This window comes from Lewinella sp. IMCC34191, from assembly GCF_003390935.1.
Taxonomy (GTDB): domain Bacteria; phylum Bacteroidota; class Bacteroidia; order Chitinophagales; family Saprospiraceae; genus Neolewinella.
The window spans coordinates 60,315-76,330 of sequence record NZ_QNQZ01000003.1 but is presented as its reverse complement, the minus strand read 5'-3'; the positions used below and the strand labels follow the sequence as shown (position 1 = coordinate 76,330).

Annotated in this window: 13 protein-coding genes; 8 read left to right on the top strand and 5 right to left on the bottom strand. The window is 57.8% G+C overall.

All coding sequences use genetic code 11. The annotated features are described in order from the left end of the window. Positions 1 to 85 precede the first annotated feature (85 nt). Genes yidC through ettA form a run of 3 tightly spaced genes read left to right on the top strand, consistent with a single transcriptional unit; the run spans position 86 to position 4,522 of the window. The gene (gene yidC / locus DRW39_RS07585; protein WP_232830094.1) at positions 86 to 1,969 is read left to right on the top strand and encodes a membrane protein insertase YidC; all 1,884 of its coding nucleotides are present in this window, start codon (positions 86 to 88) and stop codon (positions 1,967 to 1,969) included. Positions 1,970 to 2,023: 54 nt separating this feature from the next. Further along, complete coding sequence (locus tag DRW39_RS07580) at positions 2,024 to 2,821, top strand: hypothetical protein (RefSeq protein ID WP_116106429.1); 798 nt, start codon at positions 2,024 to 2,026, stop codon at positions 2,819 to 2,821. A gap of 18 nt (positions 2,822 to 2,839) precedes the next feature. Then, positions 2,840 to 4,522, top strand: coding sequence for an energy-dependent translational throttle protein EttA (gene ettA / locus DRW39_RS07575; RefSeq protein WP_116106428.1), 1,683 nt, complete (start codon positions 2,840 to 2,842; stop codon positions 4,520 to 4,522). Here the strand turns inward: ettA and DRW39_RS07570 are convergent. Together DRW39_RS07570 and DRW39_RS07565 are read right to left on the bottom strand one after the other, a co-directional pair. Then, positions 4,512 to 4,937: a hypothetical protein gene (locus DRW39_RS07570; RefSeq protein WP_116106427.1), complete on the bottom strand. Its 426-nt coding sequence runs from the start codon at positions 4,935 to 4,937 to the stop codon at positions 4,512 to 4,514. The genes ettA and DRW39_RS07570 overlap by 11 nt on opposite strands. Further along, the gene (locus DRW39_RS07565) at positions 4,934 to 6,154 is read right to left on the bottom strand and encodes a sulfite oxidase (protein ID WP_116106426.1); all 1,221 of its coding nucleotides are present in this window, start codon (positions 6,152 to 6,154) and stop codon (positions 4,934 to 4,936) included. The genes DRW39_RS07570 and DRW39_RS07565 overlap by 4 nt, the downstream gene beginning before the upstream one ends. Before the next feature lie 85 nt (positions 6,155 to 6,239). Here DRW39_RS07565 and DRW39_RS07560 point away from each other — a divergent pair, with 85 nt between their 5' ends. From DRW39_RS07560 to DRW39_RS07545, 4 genes are read left to right on the top strand one after another with little or no spacing between them, the layout of a single operon-like run. After that, positions 6,240 to 6,419 carry a hypothetical protein gene (locus DRW39_RS07560; RefSeq protein WP_116106425.1) on the top strand — a complete coding sequence of 60 codons (180 nt, stop codon included), beginning with the start codon at positions 6,240 to 6,242 and terminating at the stop codon, positions 6,417 to 6,419. A gap of 22 nt (positions 6,420 to 6,441) precedes the next feature. After that, positions 6,442 to 7,227 carry an alpha/beta hydrolase gene (locus tag DRW39_RS07555; RefSeq protein ID WP_116106424.1) on the top strand — a complete coding sequence of 262 codons (786 nt, stop codon included), beginning with the start codon at positions 6,442 to 6,444 and terminating at the stop codon, positions 7,225 to 7,227. A 20-nt stretch (positions 7,228 to 7,247) separates the two neighbouring features. Then, the gene (gene pulA, locus DRW39_RS07550) at positions 7,248 to 9,260 is read left to right on the top strand and encodes a type I pullulanase (protein WP_116106423.1); all 2,013 of its coding nucleotides are present in this window, start codon (positions 7,248 to 7,250) and stop codon (positions 9,258 to 9,260) included. After that, positions 9,232 to 10,143, top strand: coding sequence for a WD40 repeat domain-containing protein (locus DRW39_RS07545; protein ID WP_157975989.1), 912 nt, complete (start codon positions 9,232 to 9,234; stop codon positions 10,141 to 10,143). Before pulA ends, DRW39_RS07545 begins: the two co-directional genes overlap by 29 nt. Before the next feature lie 70 nt (positions 10,144 to 10,213). Here the strand turns inward: DRW39_RS07545 and wrbA are convergent, their stop codons facing one another. The 3 genes from wrbA to DRW39_RS07530 form a co-directional block, all read right to left on the bottom strand. Then, positions 10,214 to 10,846 carry an NAD(P)H:quinone oxidoreductase gene (gene wrbA, locus DRW39_RS07540; RefSeq protein ID WP_116106421.1) on the bottom strand — a complete coding sequence of 211 codons (633 nt, stop codon included), beginning with the start codon at positions 10,844 to 10,846 and terminating at the stop codon, positions 10,214 to 10,216. 129 nt (positions 10,847 to 10,975) lie between these two features. After that, a complete protein-coding gene (locus DRW39_RS07535) occupies positions 10,976 to 14,257 on the bottom strand; it encodes a hypothetical protein (protein ID WP_116106420.1) in 3,282 nt (1,093 codons plus the stop codon). Positions 14,258 to 14,359: 102 nt separating this feature from the next. Beyond that, positions 14,360 to 15,289 carry a YheT family hydrolase gene (locus DRW39_RS07530; RefSeq protein WP_116106419.1) on the bottom strand — a complete coding sequence of 310 codons (930 nt, stop codon included), beginning with the start codon at positions 15,287 to 15,289 and terminating at the stop codon, positions 14,360 to 14,362. Positions 15,290 to 15,365: 76 nt separating this feature from the next. Between DRW39_RS07530 and DRW39_RS07525 the strand changes: the two genes are divergently transcribed. Further along, positions 15,366 to 15,938, top strand: a complete 573-nt coding sequence (locus tag DRW39_RS07525) for a DUF6992 family protein (protein ID WP_157975988.1) — start codon at positions 15,366 to 15,368, stop codon at positions 15,936 to 15,938. Positions 15,939 to 16,016 lie beyond the last annotated feature (78 nt).

Genomic DNA, 16,016 nt, shown 5'->3' with positions numbered 1-16,016 from the left:
TGAATGCTGCGTACCTTTGCGGCCCCAAATGGAACCGGCGACCCGCCCCGGGGTTGGCCGTAAATTAAAAGAATTACCTATGGAGATGGACAGAACTTCCATCGTTGGTATCGTCCTCATCATGATCCTCTTCGTGACTTGGCAGTACGTGACCGCGCCAACGGCCGAAGAGATCGAGATGGAGCAACGTTACCAAGACTCCATTGCCGCGCTTTCGGACGCCGAGTTGCGCGAAGAAAACGATCCGCCGGTAACCGTTGCCGCCGGTGATTCGGTGGTTGGAATCGATTCGTTACAGCAGGCGCAGTACCGGACGCGATTCGGCGCTTTCGCCCCCGCCGCCACCGGGGAGAACCGGGAAGTCGTGCTGGAAAATGACCTTATCCAGCTCACCTTCAGTACGAAAGGGGGCACTATCCGCCGGGCGGAACTCAAGAACTACGCCAAGGTGGTGGAGCAGGACGATAATCAGGAGACCAAGCTGCCGCTACTTCTGCTGAATGACGAACAGAATAAGTTCGAATACATCATTCCGGTCAACGGCGTGGCAGGAGATGGCGTCCGTTCCAGCAATCTGTTTTTCGAGCCGACGGTAGAAGGTAACACGGTCTTTCTACGCGCGCCGGTAACGGGCGGTGGATACTTGGAGCAGAAGTATTCGTTGGAGGACGGATCCTATCTAATCGACTACGACGTACGGTTCGAGGGCATGAATAACATCATGGCGAGCTCGGAAGGCATCGTCCAGTTGTACTGGGAAAACCACCTGGATAAGATCGAAAAGAACAGCCAGTACGAAGGCAATTATTCTACGCTTTATTACAAGCCGATCGGCGACGATACCGACTATTGCTCCTGCACCAGTGACGATACCGAGGAACTGGACGAACAGCCCCTGAAGTGGGTGGCCGGTAGCCAGCAGTTCTTTACCTCGGCACTTATCGCGGACGATCGCTTCAGCAGTGCGGTCCTCACTACGGTGGCCGACCGGGATCGCTTGCCGGACGATGAACTCAAAGTGCTCATTTCGGAGATTAACCTGCCGGTAGGTAGCAGTGCCTCCGAGACTTTTGGCATGTCGTTCTACGTCGGGCCGAATGAATTCGAACGCTTGCGCGCCATTGGTTACGACTTGTCTGACGTGGTTAGTTTCGGATCATCCATCTTCGGTTCCATCAACCGGTGGATCATTCGCCCGCTCTTCAACTTCCTGTCCAGCTTTATCGGCAATATGGGTATCTCCATTTTGGTGCTGACTCTATTTGTTAAGCTGTTGCTCTATCCGCTTACCTACAAAATGCTGGTCAGCCAATCCAAGATGCAGGTGCTGAAGCCGGAAATCGAGAAACTGAAGGCTAAGCACAAGGATGACGCCCAGGCCCAGCAGATGGAGACCATGAAGCTCTACCAGGAGTACGGTGCCAGCCCGTTGGGAGGTTGTTTGCCCATGGTGGTGCAGATGCCGATCTGGTTCGCCTTGTACCGCTTCTTTCCCGCATCCATCAGTTTCCGTCAGGAGAACTTTCTGTGGGCGAATGACCTGAGCACCTACGACAGCATCCTGCGGCTACCGGAGTGGATCCCCTTTATGCAGGGTCACCTCAGCCTGTTTGCCATTCTGTGGGCGGTTACTACGGTGATCTACGCCTACTACAATAGCCGGCACATGGACTACAGCGCCCAGCCCATGATGAAGTACTTCCAGTACATTATGCCGATCGCATTCCTGGGTTTCTTTAACAGCTTTGCCGCGGGACTGACCGCCTACCTGTTCTTCAGCAACCTGTTTAATATTATTCAGACCGTGGTCACGAAGAACTTCATCATCGACAACGATAAGCTGCGGGCGAAACTGGAAGAAAATAAGCGAAAGCCGAAGAAAAAGTCTGGATTCAGCGCGCGTTTACAAGAGGCGTTGAAGGAGCAACAGCGGCAGCAAGCCGCCGCGCAGGCGAAAAAGGGTAAGTAGCTAAAGTCAACCTTCGGCCGCCGCACGTGCTTTAGAGATACCTAAGTGCATGCTATGAACTACTACCTCGCGATGGTTGCCATCGTCCTAGTGAGCCTGTCCTGTACCCGTCAACCGATCGGTATAGCCGGGTCCCCCAATACGCCGGTCCAGGCTCCGATCGAAGACGGGACGGTCGACCCGGATCCCGAAATTGACGAGGCCCAAGCCCTGCGAGCCGATGAGGAATTAGCGCAGGGTACACGCGCCCCGGAACGTGCCGGCGCCGGTTCGCTTCCCTCCGAAGAAGAAGTAAAGGCACAGCGCCGCGAAGAAGTGCGCAACCGGCGGGCCACGACCCGTTCGCCGCGAATAGAAAGCAACGAAACGGCCGAAATCGAGAATCAGGCCAGTGTAGGACAGGCTCCTTTAACCGATTCGGGGTACCGCGACGACGTTCCGGAGAACGACTTACCCGCCGAGCTGGTCTTTCAAAAGTCAAATTGCTACGGGGATTGTGAGGCTTATACCTTCAGTCTGCAGGATGGCGGAATGTCGTCCCTGCTGGTCGATAACAGCGAACTCGCCCAGGGGCTGTACAACCGGCAACTCTACTCCGTAGACTATGAGGATCTCAATAACTCCATCGATAGTCTCCGGGAGTTCGACTTCGAGCCGCTTTACCCCGTGGACCGCCCAATCCCTTCGGATATTCCCTACCGGATGATCACCATCCCGGACGCCAATGGCGATCCTCGCAGTATCAAAGTTTACTCCGGCGCGCCGCCGGCTCTTCAGCGCTTTATGGACCGCCTGGAATTACTGATCGGCGAGCAGTCCTGGCAGCGCGACACTCAATCTGACGGCCAATAACCTAACCCTCACTTTTATATGGCAGACAACAAGATCATCTTCTCCATGGAACGGGTCTCCAAGACCTTCCCGGGAGCGAATAAAAAAGTACTCAACAATATCTGGCTGAGTTTCTTCTACGGCGCCAAAATCGGTGTCCTGGGACTCAACGGAAGTGGTAAATCCACCTTGCTGAAGATCATTGCGGGGGTCGATAAGAATTACGAAGGAAACGTGGTCTTCGACGGCAGCTACAAGATCGGCTACCTCGAGCAGGAACCCAAGCTCGACCCGAATAAGACCGTCAAGGAGATCGTCGAGGAAGGGGTGCAGGAGACCGTCGACCTGATGAAGGAATACGAGGCGGTCAACCTAAAGTTCAGCGAACCGATGAGCGACGATGAGATGAACAAGCTCATCGAACGCCAGGGAGAATTGATGGAAGAGCTCGAAAACCGCAATGCCTGGGAGCTGGAAAACCGCATCGATACCGCACTGGAAGCACTGCGCTGCCCGCCCGACGATGCAAAGGTGGATGTCCTCTCCGGAGGGGAACGGCGGCGAGTTGCCCTGGCCCGCCTGCTGCTGAGTAATCCCGATATTCTACTGCTGGACGAGCCGACCAACCACCTCGACGCGGAATCGGTGGACTGGCTGGAGCAGTACCTGCAAAGTTTCCCGGGCACGGTCATTGCCGTAACGCACGACCGTTACTTCCTCGATAACGTTGCCGGTTGGATTCTGGAACTCGACCGCGGCGAGGGTATCCCCTGGGAAGGGAACTACTCCAGCTGGCTGGAACAAAAATCACAGCGGCTTGCCCAGGAAGAAAAGCAGGAAAGCAAGCGGCAAAAGACGCTCAAGCGCGAGTTGGAATGGATCCGCATGGCGCCAAAGGCCAAACAGAGTAAAGGCAAAGCCCGTCTGAATGCCTACGACAAGCTAGTCGGAGAGGAGGGGCGTGAACGGGAGAAGAATTTGGAAATTTACATTCCGCCCGGACCCCGGCTCGGTGATGTAGTCATCGAGGTGGAGCACCTTAAGAAAGGCTTTGGTGACCGCATCCTGTTTGACAATGCCACCTTTACGATACCGAAGAACGCCATTGTTGGTATTCTGGGACCGAACGGAGTAGGTAAGTCGACCTTTTTCCGCCTGTTGGTCAAGGAACAACAACCCGATGAGGGAGCAATCAAGGTGGGGGATACCGTCGAGATCAGCTACGTAGATCAGGCCCACACACAGCTCCAGGATAAGGAAAAGACCATCTACGACGTGGTCAGCCAGGGGCACGATATGATCGAAGTGGGCAACACGTCCGTCAACGCCCGGGCGTACCTGAGCCGGTTCAACTTTGCCGGGGCCGACCAGCAGAAGAAGGTCGGTATGCTTTCCGGTGGTGAGCGTAACCGCTTGCAGCTGGCAATGACGCTCCGTGAAGGCGGCAATGTCTTGCTGCTGGACGAGCCGACTAACGACATCGATATCAATACCTTGCGCGCGTTGGAGGATGCCCTCGACAGCTTTGCCGGTTGCGTCCTCGTGATCAGTCACGATCGATGGTTCATCGACCGCTTGGCCACCCATATTTTAAGCTTCGAGGACGAGGGGAACATCCGTTTCTTCGAAGGGAATTACTCGCAGTACGAAGCGGTCAAGAAAGCGGAATCAGGGGATGTAGCGCCAAGGCGGCCCCGCTTCAAGAACGTAATTAATCGGTAGGGGATTCGTCTTCCAGGCGGTACCATTCTATATCCTGAAGGGGCGGGCGTCGCCCGCTTTCCTCCGGGGCGTAGTAGGTAGCCAGGTAATCCAGTATGGGCTCCCGGTGGGGACCCAGGTCCCACAGGCCCTGCTTTTCCTGCATCCAGTCGAGCATCTGGGACCAGCCCTCGCGGGTGGCCCGGTTCTGGGTGACCAGCTTGGCGCTGTGGCAGGCAATGCAGTTTCCCTTCACCAGTAAATACTCGCCCTCGGCGACCAGTCCGGTATCCATATCCAGTCCATCGACAATGCGGGAGGGTTTCGCGTCGGTGGGGCGGGGCTCCGACTCGTCGGCGGTGCAATTGCCGATGGTCAGCGCAATGACGAGGCCACTGATCAATATTAGTACAGCGCGAAAATTAGCGGAGATCATACGACTTTGATGGCGATGCGGTGACAGGCATTATTCAGGTAGCCACGGGGATTCCAGCCCGGCAGCACCATTGGCTGGGCGGTCCCGTCCTCATCCGTAGCCCGGGCCCAGACTTCGTAGTAGCCCGTCTGGGGAAACTTCACGTCGGCTGAAAAGTGCTGCCAGGCGAAACGGTTGACCGGGCGGGTGAGGCGGCAGCTACGCCACGTGCTGCCGAAGTCAATACTGTAGTCCAACCGGGCAACGGCCGACTTACCGCACCAGGCGTGGCCGGCGATGGCCAGTCCGTCCGCCGCTTCCACTACGGCCCCCGTACGGGGGGAAGTGATGAGGGACTTCACCGGCATTTCGAGGATGATACACATGTCCTCATCTTCCACGGTCGTTCCCGGGGGCACCGGTTCGCAGGGTACGCGATACGATTGTCCCCCCATTTTTTCGCCGTCGTGGACCTGGTCGCGCACCACGATCTCCGATAGCCACTTCCCGGAACAACTGGCCGGGTAGCCTCCGAAGACAAGTCTTAAGGGGTAGCCATTTAAAAGCGGTAGGGGCGCATCATTGAGCGCCCACGCGATCAGGCTTTCGTCTTCCAGCGCCTTTTCGATGGGCACCCCACGTGAGATAGGTATTTTGTCCGGGTCGCCGCTCAGGTGAGTGTCTTTGCCGTAATAGCCAATGTAAACCGCTTTCTCCCGGTCGTAACCGGCAGCTTCGAGCACGTCGCGCAGTCGGACGCCGGTCCACCGAGGGGAGCCAACCGCCCCAGTCGACCATTGATTGCCGCGGGCCGGCGGATTGAACTCACTGCGACCGTTGCCACCGCATTCCAGCGTAATTTGATAGGAATGCTCATCGAAGCGTTCCCGCAATTCGGCAAGCGTGAAGGTGACCGGTTCGGGAACGGCTTCGCCGGCGATCCGTAGGGTCCAGTCGTCGGGCAGGGTAGTAGGCCCGGTCGGGAGTCCCTGGGGAACGACTCCGTTATTGCGGACAAACAAGTGGTCGGCCGGGGTCACCTCGGCGTTTAGCAGGTGGGGCGGGGTTTCGGCATTGACGGGCCGGTCGTTCAGTACGGTCAGCCCGGCTACTTTGCCCGGCAGTGGGTCCGCCCCGGACAATCCTAGAAGGCGGACACCGGCGGGTAGGGTGCTGGAGAACACTACCGGCAGGCCGGCGAGGTACAGGAAATTTCTTCGGCTGAGGGACGGCACCATTCGATAATTTGGTCCCCGGCAAGATAGGAACTGGCCGGTTCAGCAACTTGGGCGGCCGGGCTATCTTTACGACAAATTACCGATCGTGAAGAAAACCCTTGCTTTAGTTTTTACCATTGTCGGGGCTATCGCCCTGGCCGCGGGTGTGCTTGCCATCTTTAACCCCGGTCAACTCGCCCTCGGCCAGAATGCCTGGGGAGTAGCCATCGTAGGGGGCATATTTTTCCTGACCGGCATGGGTTTGCTGCGCTCGGTGCCGGAATGATGATAGAAAAAAGCTTACCGGTATGAACTGGATCTGGCGAATCGCTATCGGCGCCCTGGTCACCTATGCCCTGTTATGCGTCATCCTTTTCGCGTATCAGGAAAGCCTGATTTTCCGCCCCCGGCAACTTCCCGCTGACTTCGTCTTTGCCGGAGGCGAGGAGCTATACGTTCCGACCTCCGATGGCGTGGAACTTAACGTGGTCGCTTTTCGCAAACCGGAAGCCCGGGGAGCTATTCTTTTTCTACACGGCAACCGGGGGAGTAATCGTCGGAGCTTCCGTCAGACCGAAGCGCTGATGGATACGGACTACGATCTGTACCTCTTCGATTACCGGGGGTACGGAAAGAGCGGCGGAAGCATCACTTCGGAAGAACAATTGTACGAGGATGCGCAAACCATGTACGATACCTTGCTGAATCACTATTCCGAAGAGCATATCATCGTAGCGGGCTATTCGCTGGGAACGGGCATGGCCAGCTACCTCGCCGCGGAGAATAATCCGGAATACTGCGTCCTGGCCGCTCCGTACGCCAGCATCACCGCAATGAAAAATCTCTGGCTGTGGATGGTGCCCGACTTCATCCTGAAGTACCCGCTGAATACCGTTGATAACGTGGCCCGGTCCCGTTGTCCGGTGACGGTCATTCACGGTCAGCGCGATGATTTTATACCGTTTGACATGGCCGAAGAGATCAAAGCGGTGGCACCCGACCGGGTTCAACTGATTCCCTTGCCGGATGTGGGCCATCGGGGTGCTATATTAGACCCCACCTTCGCCCGAACCATCCTTCGCCTTATCGAATAGTTTATTCACATCACTCGCTGATGCCCGCCCTCTACCAAATCCTATTCCTCACCGCCCTTAGTTCGCTCTTCGTGACTTGCTCCGATCCCCGACCCCAGTACGATACCCTGGAAGATTACCCCGTTTACCCCTACGCCGACCTAGGGGTGACCTATTCGACCGAACGCGCCACCTTCAAGCTGTGGTCACCCGCTGCTCAGGAGGCCCGCGTTCACCTCTACGAAGACGACGCGACGACCAGCGACCCCTACGCTACCTACGATATGGACATCCTGGATGGTGCCTGGACCGCGGCGGTGGAGGAAAACCTGGACGGCGTTTACTACACCCTACAGATTAAGCGCGACGGCCGCTGGCTCGCCGAGGCTACGGATATCTATGCGAAGAGCGCGGGAACGAACGGCATGCGTGGCCAAATAGTCAATCTCCTGGCTACGGACCCCGAGGGTTGGGAAGCGGATCGCCGCCCCCCCTTCAGCGCCCCCACCGACGCGGTGATCTATGAACTGCATGTACGTGACGTAAGTGTTGACCCCAATTCCGGCATTACCCATAAGGGGAAATTTCTCGGGCTAACGGAGCGCGGTACGACTACCCCCGACGGAGACACGACGGGGCTGGATCACCTCGTTGAGATGGGCATCACCCACGTCCACCTTCTGCCTAGCTTCGATTTCATGAGCGTGGATGAAGCCCGCCTGGATTCGGCGCAGTACAACTGGGGCTACGATCCCCAGAATTACAATGTCCCCGAAGGAAGCTATTCAACCGACCCCTCCCGGGGTGCGGTACGGATCCGGGAGTTCAAGGAAATGGTCATGGCCCTGCACGAAGCGGGCATACGCGTGGTGATGGACGTGGTGTACAACCACACCGGGCGGACGGATAACAGCAATTTCCAATTACTGGTGCCCGACTACTTCTACCGCTTTAACGAGGATGGCACCTTCAGCAATGCCAGCGGTTGCGGCAACGAGATTGCAAGCGAACGCCCAATGGTTCGTAAGTATATCCGCGAATCGGTGGAGTACTGGGTCGATGAATACCACGTGGATGGCTTTCGCTTCGACCTGATGGGTATCCATGATATCGCTACGATGAACGACATCAGCGAAACCATCCACGGTATCGACCCTTCTATTCTGATCTACGGCGAAGGCTGGACGGCGGGGGACAGCCCGCTCCCCGACAGTCTACAGGCCCTCAAAAAGAATACGCCCCGCCTGCAGGGTATCGCCGCCTTTAGTGACGACGTGCGCGACGCGTTAAAGGGCAGCGTCTTCCACCACGAGGAAAAGGGGTTTGCCAGCGGAGCGCCGGATATGGCCGAATCGGTTCGCTTCGGGATCGTCGGTGCTACCCGCCACCCCCAGATCGCGTACGACAGCGTTAACTACAGCCACGCACCCTGGGCCCGGGAGCCGGCCCAGTGCGTCAATTACGTGAGCTGTCACGATAACCACACCCTCTGGGATAGACTCGCGATAAGTAACCCGCGGGACGGGATCGCTACCCGGCAGCGTATGCATCGGCTGGCACTCGCCACCGTGCTGACCTCCCAGGGTATTCCGTTCCTGCACGCCGGTACGGAGATGTTCCGTACGAAGGACGGCGACGAAAACAGCTACCAGAGCAGCGACGCGGTCAATGCCATCAAATGGGAAGACAAGGGCCGGCACGCCAAGACGGTGGCCTACGTACGGGACCTCATCGCCCTGCGGAAGGAACATCCGGCTTTCCGCATGCGCGGTACGGATACGATCGCGCGCCACCTGGTCTTTGACGATCAGGAGGATGGACAACTGATCGCCTATCGACTTCAGGATGCCCCCGGCGAAGACTGGTCGGAGATCATCGTAGCGTTAAATGCCCATCCCCGAACGCAAACCTACGAGCTTCCCGAGGGTACCTGGCTACAGGTCGTGGACGGTGAACGCGTGCAACCCGCAGGCCTGAGTGACCGTCCGTTGGAAGGAACCGTATCCCTGAGCCCAATTTCGGCGAATGTCTTCTACCGAATTCCTTCCGAGTAATTTAGCCTGCGTATTCGTTCTGTCGGCGCTCCTATCGTCCGGGTGTGTCGCGCCCGCCATGATAAAGGGGGAGTACGAGAGCATCGTATGGTCCGTCGATTGGGCAGGGCCACAGCATGCAATCATAGTCGGAGGTAACCAGCACGAAATCACCACCTTCTCAGGAGGCAACTTAGAACCGCAACTAACCATACCGGTAGCCGGCACGATCACGAATCTCAAGTGGGACCCGAAAGGGGAATACCTGGCGGCTGCGGCCCAGAGTGGGGAGGTCCCTTTTGTGTATGATCTCAATACCGGAAGGAGAACCGTGCTCGACAGTGTCTCTTCCTCCGGGGCCCGCGGGCTGGGCTGGAGCCCGGACGGTACCTATCTGGCGGTCGGCGATAACGATGGGTATCTGTTGTTATTTAAACGGGACGGGGTCCTCTACCGGCGAAGAAAAATCGATCCTAAAGCGATCACCGGACTGGATTGGCACCCTGCCGGCAATCATTTGGTCACGGTGGGTTCCGGTATCGGTACGTACGATATTGCCGCCGACACCGCAAGGTTCCGCATGTCGCGGGAACTCCCAACGCTAATGCTCAGCATAGCGTGGCATCCGGACGGAAATTCATTTGCAACCGGCGATTACGGGGAACCGGAAAACGGCATCCTCCTGTACTGCAATTCTGGTCGGCAAACAACACCCTGCTGTGGCAGGATACCACTAGCCGGGCCGAGTATCGGAATCTCAGCTGGGATCCGAACGGTAAGGTGTTGGCCTCCGCCAGCGATGGGGTGCGACTGTGGTCGGTGGACGGCAAAGAACTTCGCCACGGCCTTCGCGACCGCTACGTGTGGGGTATGGCATGGTCACCGGGAGGAAGCCAACTTGTAGCCACCACCGGAAACGGCGAAACTATAGTACTGAATCGACGGCTAAAGACCACCGCCTTCTGGCAAGCTGACTAGGAACGCAGCACGCTGAGTCGGTCGGCTACTTTCGAAAGGCGTTCTCCCAGCTTGTTGGACATGGTCAGATCGCCATCCATGGGCTGGAGCGATCCGTCACCACCGGCGATCGTGCTCGGACCGTAGGGGCTACCACCGTGAATGTTCTCCACGTTGAAGAGGGTCGGATTCTGGCCGTAAGGCGATCCTACGATAATCATCCCGAGGTGAAGCAGGGGGATGTGGAACGACAGAATCGTCGACTCCTGACCACCGTGCTGGGTAGCCGTCGAAACGAATACACCCGCGGCTTTGTCCTCCAGTTCGCCCTTCGACCAAAGCGAGCTGGTCGTATCGATAAATTGCTTGACCTGCGCGGCCATGTTCCCGTAGCGGGTGGGGGTGCCCCAGGCAATACCGTCCGCCCAGCGAAGGTCATCGTGGGTCACCTCTTCCAAGTGTGCCATCGACTGTTGAGCCGCCTGGTAATTCTCGTCGTTCTTCATGGCCGCGGCTGCCTGCGGGAGTTCCGCGACGCGACGCAGGCGAACCTCGGCACCGGCCGCTTCCGCACCCGCCTTGACGGATTGCGCGAGTTTGAAGGTGTGTCCGTAGGTAGAATAGAAGGTAATTAGGATCTTGGCGCTCATGGGTCTTGTAGTTACATTATTTGTTGTGGTGTCTATACTACGGTACCCACCCGGAATGGTTCAGGCTGCCCCCGGAAATTCCCGGTAATTCGGGCGGCGGTGCGCAGGTAAAAAGCCTATCCGGCACGGTCAAAATTTGGCAAAGCGAAGAACCTGGTCCCCATCTTGTCCGTGGAATATGATCGAGTAGATGCCCACCGGCATCCGCCGAACGTCTATCTCATCCGAAGTTGGATCTAACCGCCCTTCACCAATCAGGCGACCACCCGCATCATACAAGCGGTAGTCCGTGGTTCGGCACAGCCCACCGACGCGAAGGGACGTGGTGACAGGGTTGGGGCTGAATGTAAACCGATCGCAGGTGAGCTCGCACTGATCTGGGACGGGAACCGTTTCGCTCAGGTTACAATAATTGTAGTCGGTAACCTCGAAGGTCAGTCCACCCGCCGGGAGATCACGGAGCGTATCACGGAACACAAGGGCCTCACCCGGTAGGAAAAATTGCTGGTAGGCTTCTGCGTACACGGAAACGGGTGCCTTCGACTTCATAATTTCTCCTTCGAGCAGGTAGGTGCCCGCTACCGGATCCAAACAGTTTATGATGATGGCCGACGCGATCTCACAGTTTGCTTCGCACGATGGTCCCCGTCCCGTTACCCGTAATTGACAGGCGGCGTTTCCTTCCCCACCAACAATAGCGATATCGTAGTCCGCCTTCTGCCGGTAAGGACCGACCGTTATTACCTGTGCGCTACCATCGTCCACGTAGGTCAGGGTATCCAGTTCTCCGAAGTAATCACCCGATTCATAGATCTTGTACTGTCGACCGCCGCCGTCACCTGCCAGGGGAATGTCGACGTAGAAAGAGCCGTCGGTGCAGTAGGTCGTTTCCGGTTCCGTCCGCAGGGGGCAGGTCTCTATTCCATCCAGGGCATTGAGGGTATACCGGCACTCACTACCGTAGGAACCATCGATCATCAGGTAGTAGGTTTGGCCGGGGACGAGATTCCGCACCGATAGTGAACCGTTACTGCGCAGGCCGTCTTCGGCGTTGGTGCAGGCCAGCTGATTCCACCGGGAGTCGGGGCTGTCGCAGCGGCCCTGCACGGAAAATACCGCCAACTGGAAGCCTTCACAGAGCACGCTGTTCCCCCCGTCCGCGGCGAACTGGATGGTAGCGGTAGTGGCGGTGGGTATAAAGCGGAAGAAGGAATTATTATGCACCACCCCACAGGTGAAGGCAGCCTCCAGGTTGCCCGGGGCGTCGGGAGTATACCGGATGGAACTGGAGCCACAAAAGGCCTGTAGATTATTGATGAGCGGAGCTTCGGAGCAGGTATTCCCCGGTTCCGGATTGTTGTCACAGCGGCAGCTACCCCCGGAGTTGGTGGACCTTTCGCTACAGTTTATGTCCGCCACCCAGCCGGCCGCCGTTGCCGTGCCTCCGCTCGCCGCGTCAAGGATGACCGTCAGGCAGCCCCCGTTTGAGGAGGAGCGGTATACCTCACCCGCAGTAGGCTGCGTGGTCAGGAGACAATCGGTACCGTAACCGTCGTAGATCGCGAGCACGTCTTCCCGCCCAAGATCCAATTCTTGAAACGTCAGTTCCATCGCTTCTTCCGCTTCCGGGCATAGGTAATACACCCGGTACTCGCCGGGCTGATAGGGTTCGGCTCCCCCGGGGTCGGTAAAGTCCCGGCCACACGTAATCGGCTGGATGCACGCCGGTGTAGCGGGCTGGGCCACGCTGCTGATAACGGCGTCCCACCCTGCGGCGCTACCATTGTAAGAGGTCGACCGAAAGCGAACGGTCAGGCAACCGCCGGGGGTGGAGGACCGATACACGCCCGGCCCGGTAACGGAGGCATCCAAAGGGCAGATCGACCCGTCACCGTCGAATACGCTCAGTTCGTCCTGATCGTCGCGGCTTATGATGTCTACCGCCGAGAAGTCAAGTTCGATATATTGATTCGGATCCTCCGGGCAGATGGTTGTCACGTAGTTGCGGTCATCACGGTAGTTGTCCTCCGGACCGCCGTCATCGTAAAACTGGCCGGAGGATAAGGTAATGCGTTGCGGACCGATGAAGTAGGCGCGATCCGAAATGACCCTCGCTGTGTAGGTAAACTGGCAGCCCCCGGCGTCCGTAACCGTTACCGAATACTTACCCGGCGTCGTCACCCAGATTTTTGCTTCCGTGGCGCCCGTAGACCAGGCGTAAGAAAGGTTTTGGCCGCTGACCGAAGCATCCAGCAGGAGGGAATCGCCATCGCCCAGCAGCGTGTCGGTCGGCAGGCTGATCGCCGGCAGGGTAGGGTCCTCGATCTCGAAATCCAGGACACTGGAACAGCTGTCGGCGTAGGTGAGCAGCACGGAATAGGTGCCCGCCGCCAAGTTACGAGCGGTCGTCAGCCGTTGCCCCGTACTCCAACTCAGCTCGGTAATCCCCGTGCCGCTCGTATCGAGCACGGCCGAACCGTTAGCCAATCCGCAGGAGGCTGGAGTAGTGCTTAGTACCGGTGTAGGAAGGTTGGCGCAATTCTCTGCTGCCCCTATGTTTAGATAATCAATGCCCGTGCGCAGGCCGGTGATGCGCATACCCCGAGCCAGAGGCCCACCTTCCGCGCCGGTGAAGCGTGAGATGACCAGTGAATTACCGGAACTCGCTACCGCGTGCGATCCGCACATCAGGGCCCATCCCACTCCCTTGACTTTGGATTCGACGTAAAGTTCCCCGGTGACGTGGAGCGTGAACCGATTGATCCCGGGCGCTACATCGACGACGGCTACGGCCTGCCCACTGTACAACTCATTGTCCAGGAAGGCACCCCTCACTTCTACTTCGCCACCGGTGGAGGCCTTCGAATTGCCCAATGACACGTTGACTCGCGCCCGCGCGTTGGCCCTGGAATCTCCCGGATCACAAAAGGTCTGCACGGCCGCCAGCGCGGCGGAGGCGTGAAAGGGCAGCTCCAGGGTGGTCGCTACCGGAGAATACACCTCCAGTTCGTCGGTGAAGTCAAGCTTTCCGGTTATGGCTTCCCGAAAGATGCTTTGCGGTTGCGACCAGACGAGGTAACTATTAATGATGCCCCGTACGCTCATCAGTTCCGTTTCGCAGTTCAGAATGGGCGTGATCGAGGGCTTCAGAATATCCCTCAGACCGGGCTTGTCTCCGTTCAGGAGGTAATTGACGGTCATGTCCTGGACACTGGGTACCGTGACCCGCAAATCGATGCTGGACCGACCATCGGTGCCCTTCGTCTCGTACTCTACGCAGCTTCCGCCCTCGTACACCCTGCCCGTCACGCTGGGCAGGATATTGCCGCTTTCGACCTGAATATTTACCTGGGCGGTAAGGTGAGCCGGGAAACACGCCAGTAGCGCGGGGATAAGCGAGCGGAACAACATGAATAAACCGGTGGAGCGTGAGTGGGTAGAAGTAAATATATATTACCGCACCCGCTGCCGGAAATTTTAACGCTCACCGGATTCCCGGCCGCTTGGTTCTACTTACTCCTGTTCGATAAAATCGTAAGCCCGGACGTCCATGGCGTTGTAGTCCTTACCTCGCAGCGGGAAGCCTACGTGCCCGCCCCGGTTGGGCTGTTCGACCGTAATCAGCGGGTGTTTCCTCCCTAGGTCCACGGGGGTACACGCTTCCGGAATAATGGGGTCGTTGAGCGCATTGACCAGTAGGACCGGGGCGGTCGTCTCCGCCACGTAGTTTCCGGACGAGAGGTAATCGTAATATGCTTGCAGATCGGTATATCCGCCGATCACCGCCGAAAAGGCCCGGTCGAAATCGCGCCACACGCGCACGCTGCGTAGGGCGTCGATGTCCACGATGCCCGGAAACTGCTTTTCCTTGGCGATGACTTTGGCCGACAGCGAGCGAAAAAATTTGCGCTTATAGATGAAGTTATCGCGGCGTTCCAGGCTATCCACGCTGTGTTCGATGAAGCAGGGGGCGGAGAAGGCAACGCCATGCGTGACCTGCGGCGGACGGTTTCGTGCCATGGTTCCGAGGTATTTGAGGGTCAGGTTCCCTCCCATACTGTAACCTACCAGTACGATCCGGTCGTAACCACGCGAAGCAAGGGCATGGTTAACCACGGTTTCCAGGTCCTCACTCTGTCCGTGACTGTAAAGCTTACGGGTGCGGTTCATCTCACCCGAGCAACTGCGGCAATTCCAGGCCAGGACGTCCCACCCCCGGCGCGCGAAGTAGCGGGCGGCGCTCACGATGTAGGGGCGGCTACTGTCGCCTTCCAGGCCGTGACTGAGGATCACCAGCCTCTTGCACCCTGCTTCCGAGAGCCAGTCGAGATCGAGGAAGTCATCGTCGGGGGTGTGAATGCGTTCGCGGGTGTAGTCGACCCGCAGGCCGTCCCGCAGGTGGGGGACGATGGTTTGGTAGTGGCCGAGAAATCGTTCTAGCATAAATGGTGGGAAGCGTGCCCTAACAACCAATTAGCCCGGCCCGGGTTTGGACAGCGGGCCGACCACTGACCGAAGCATGAAATACGTTGCGACCTTACTCTTCACGATTTTGCTTACTACCTGCGCTCCGGCGCAAACCCTTAGCCTCCCGGAGGTAGAAAACGCGCGCCTGGAGCATCAGCGCAAGGCCATGCTCGTGCTTGGCGGTTGGGCAGTCGGCAATATCGGTTTGGGGATGGCCCTGAGGAGCCGGACGGAGGGGAGTACCCGGCGCTTCCACGAGATGAATGCGATCTGGAACGTGGTCAATCTCAGTATCGCCGGGCTGAGTTATTTCACGCTGGGGGAAGCCGCCGGAACGGCAATTGATGGGTTGCAGGAGAATGGCAGCTTCCAGAAAATTCTTCTCTTTAATGCGGGGCTTGATGTCGGCTACGTACTCGGCGGCCTTTACCTGATGGAACGGTCGCGGCGGCCGGATGCGGATGCGAACCGGTTGAAGGGCCACGGACGCAGTATTATCCTGCAGGGGGGCTTCCTCTTTCTCTTCGACGTAGCGAACTACCTGATCGCGCAACGGCACGATGCCGACTATAGGCTGCTGCTGGGTGGCGGGGGCGACGGATTAGGGTTACTTCTGACATTCTGAGGCATAAATTGGTGGTAGCCCCGGACAAGAATTACCTTGTGTATAACTTGTCTCTCGTGCAATCCGTTTCCTTGTATC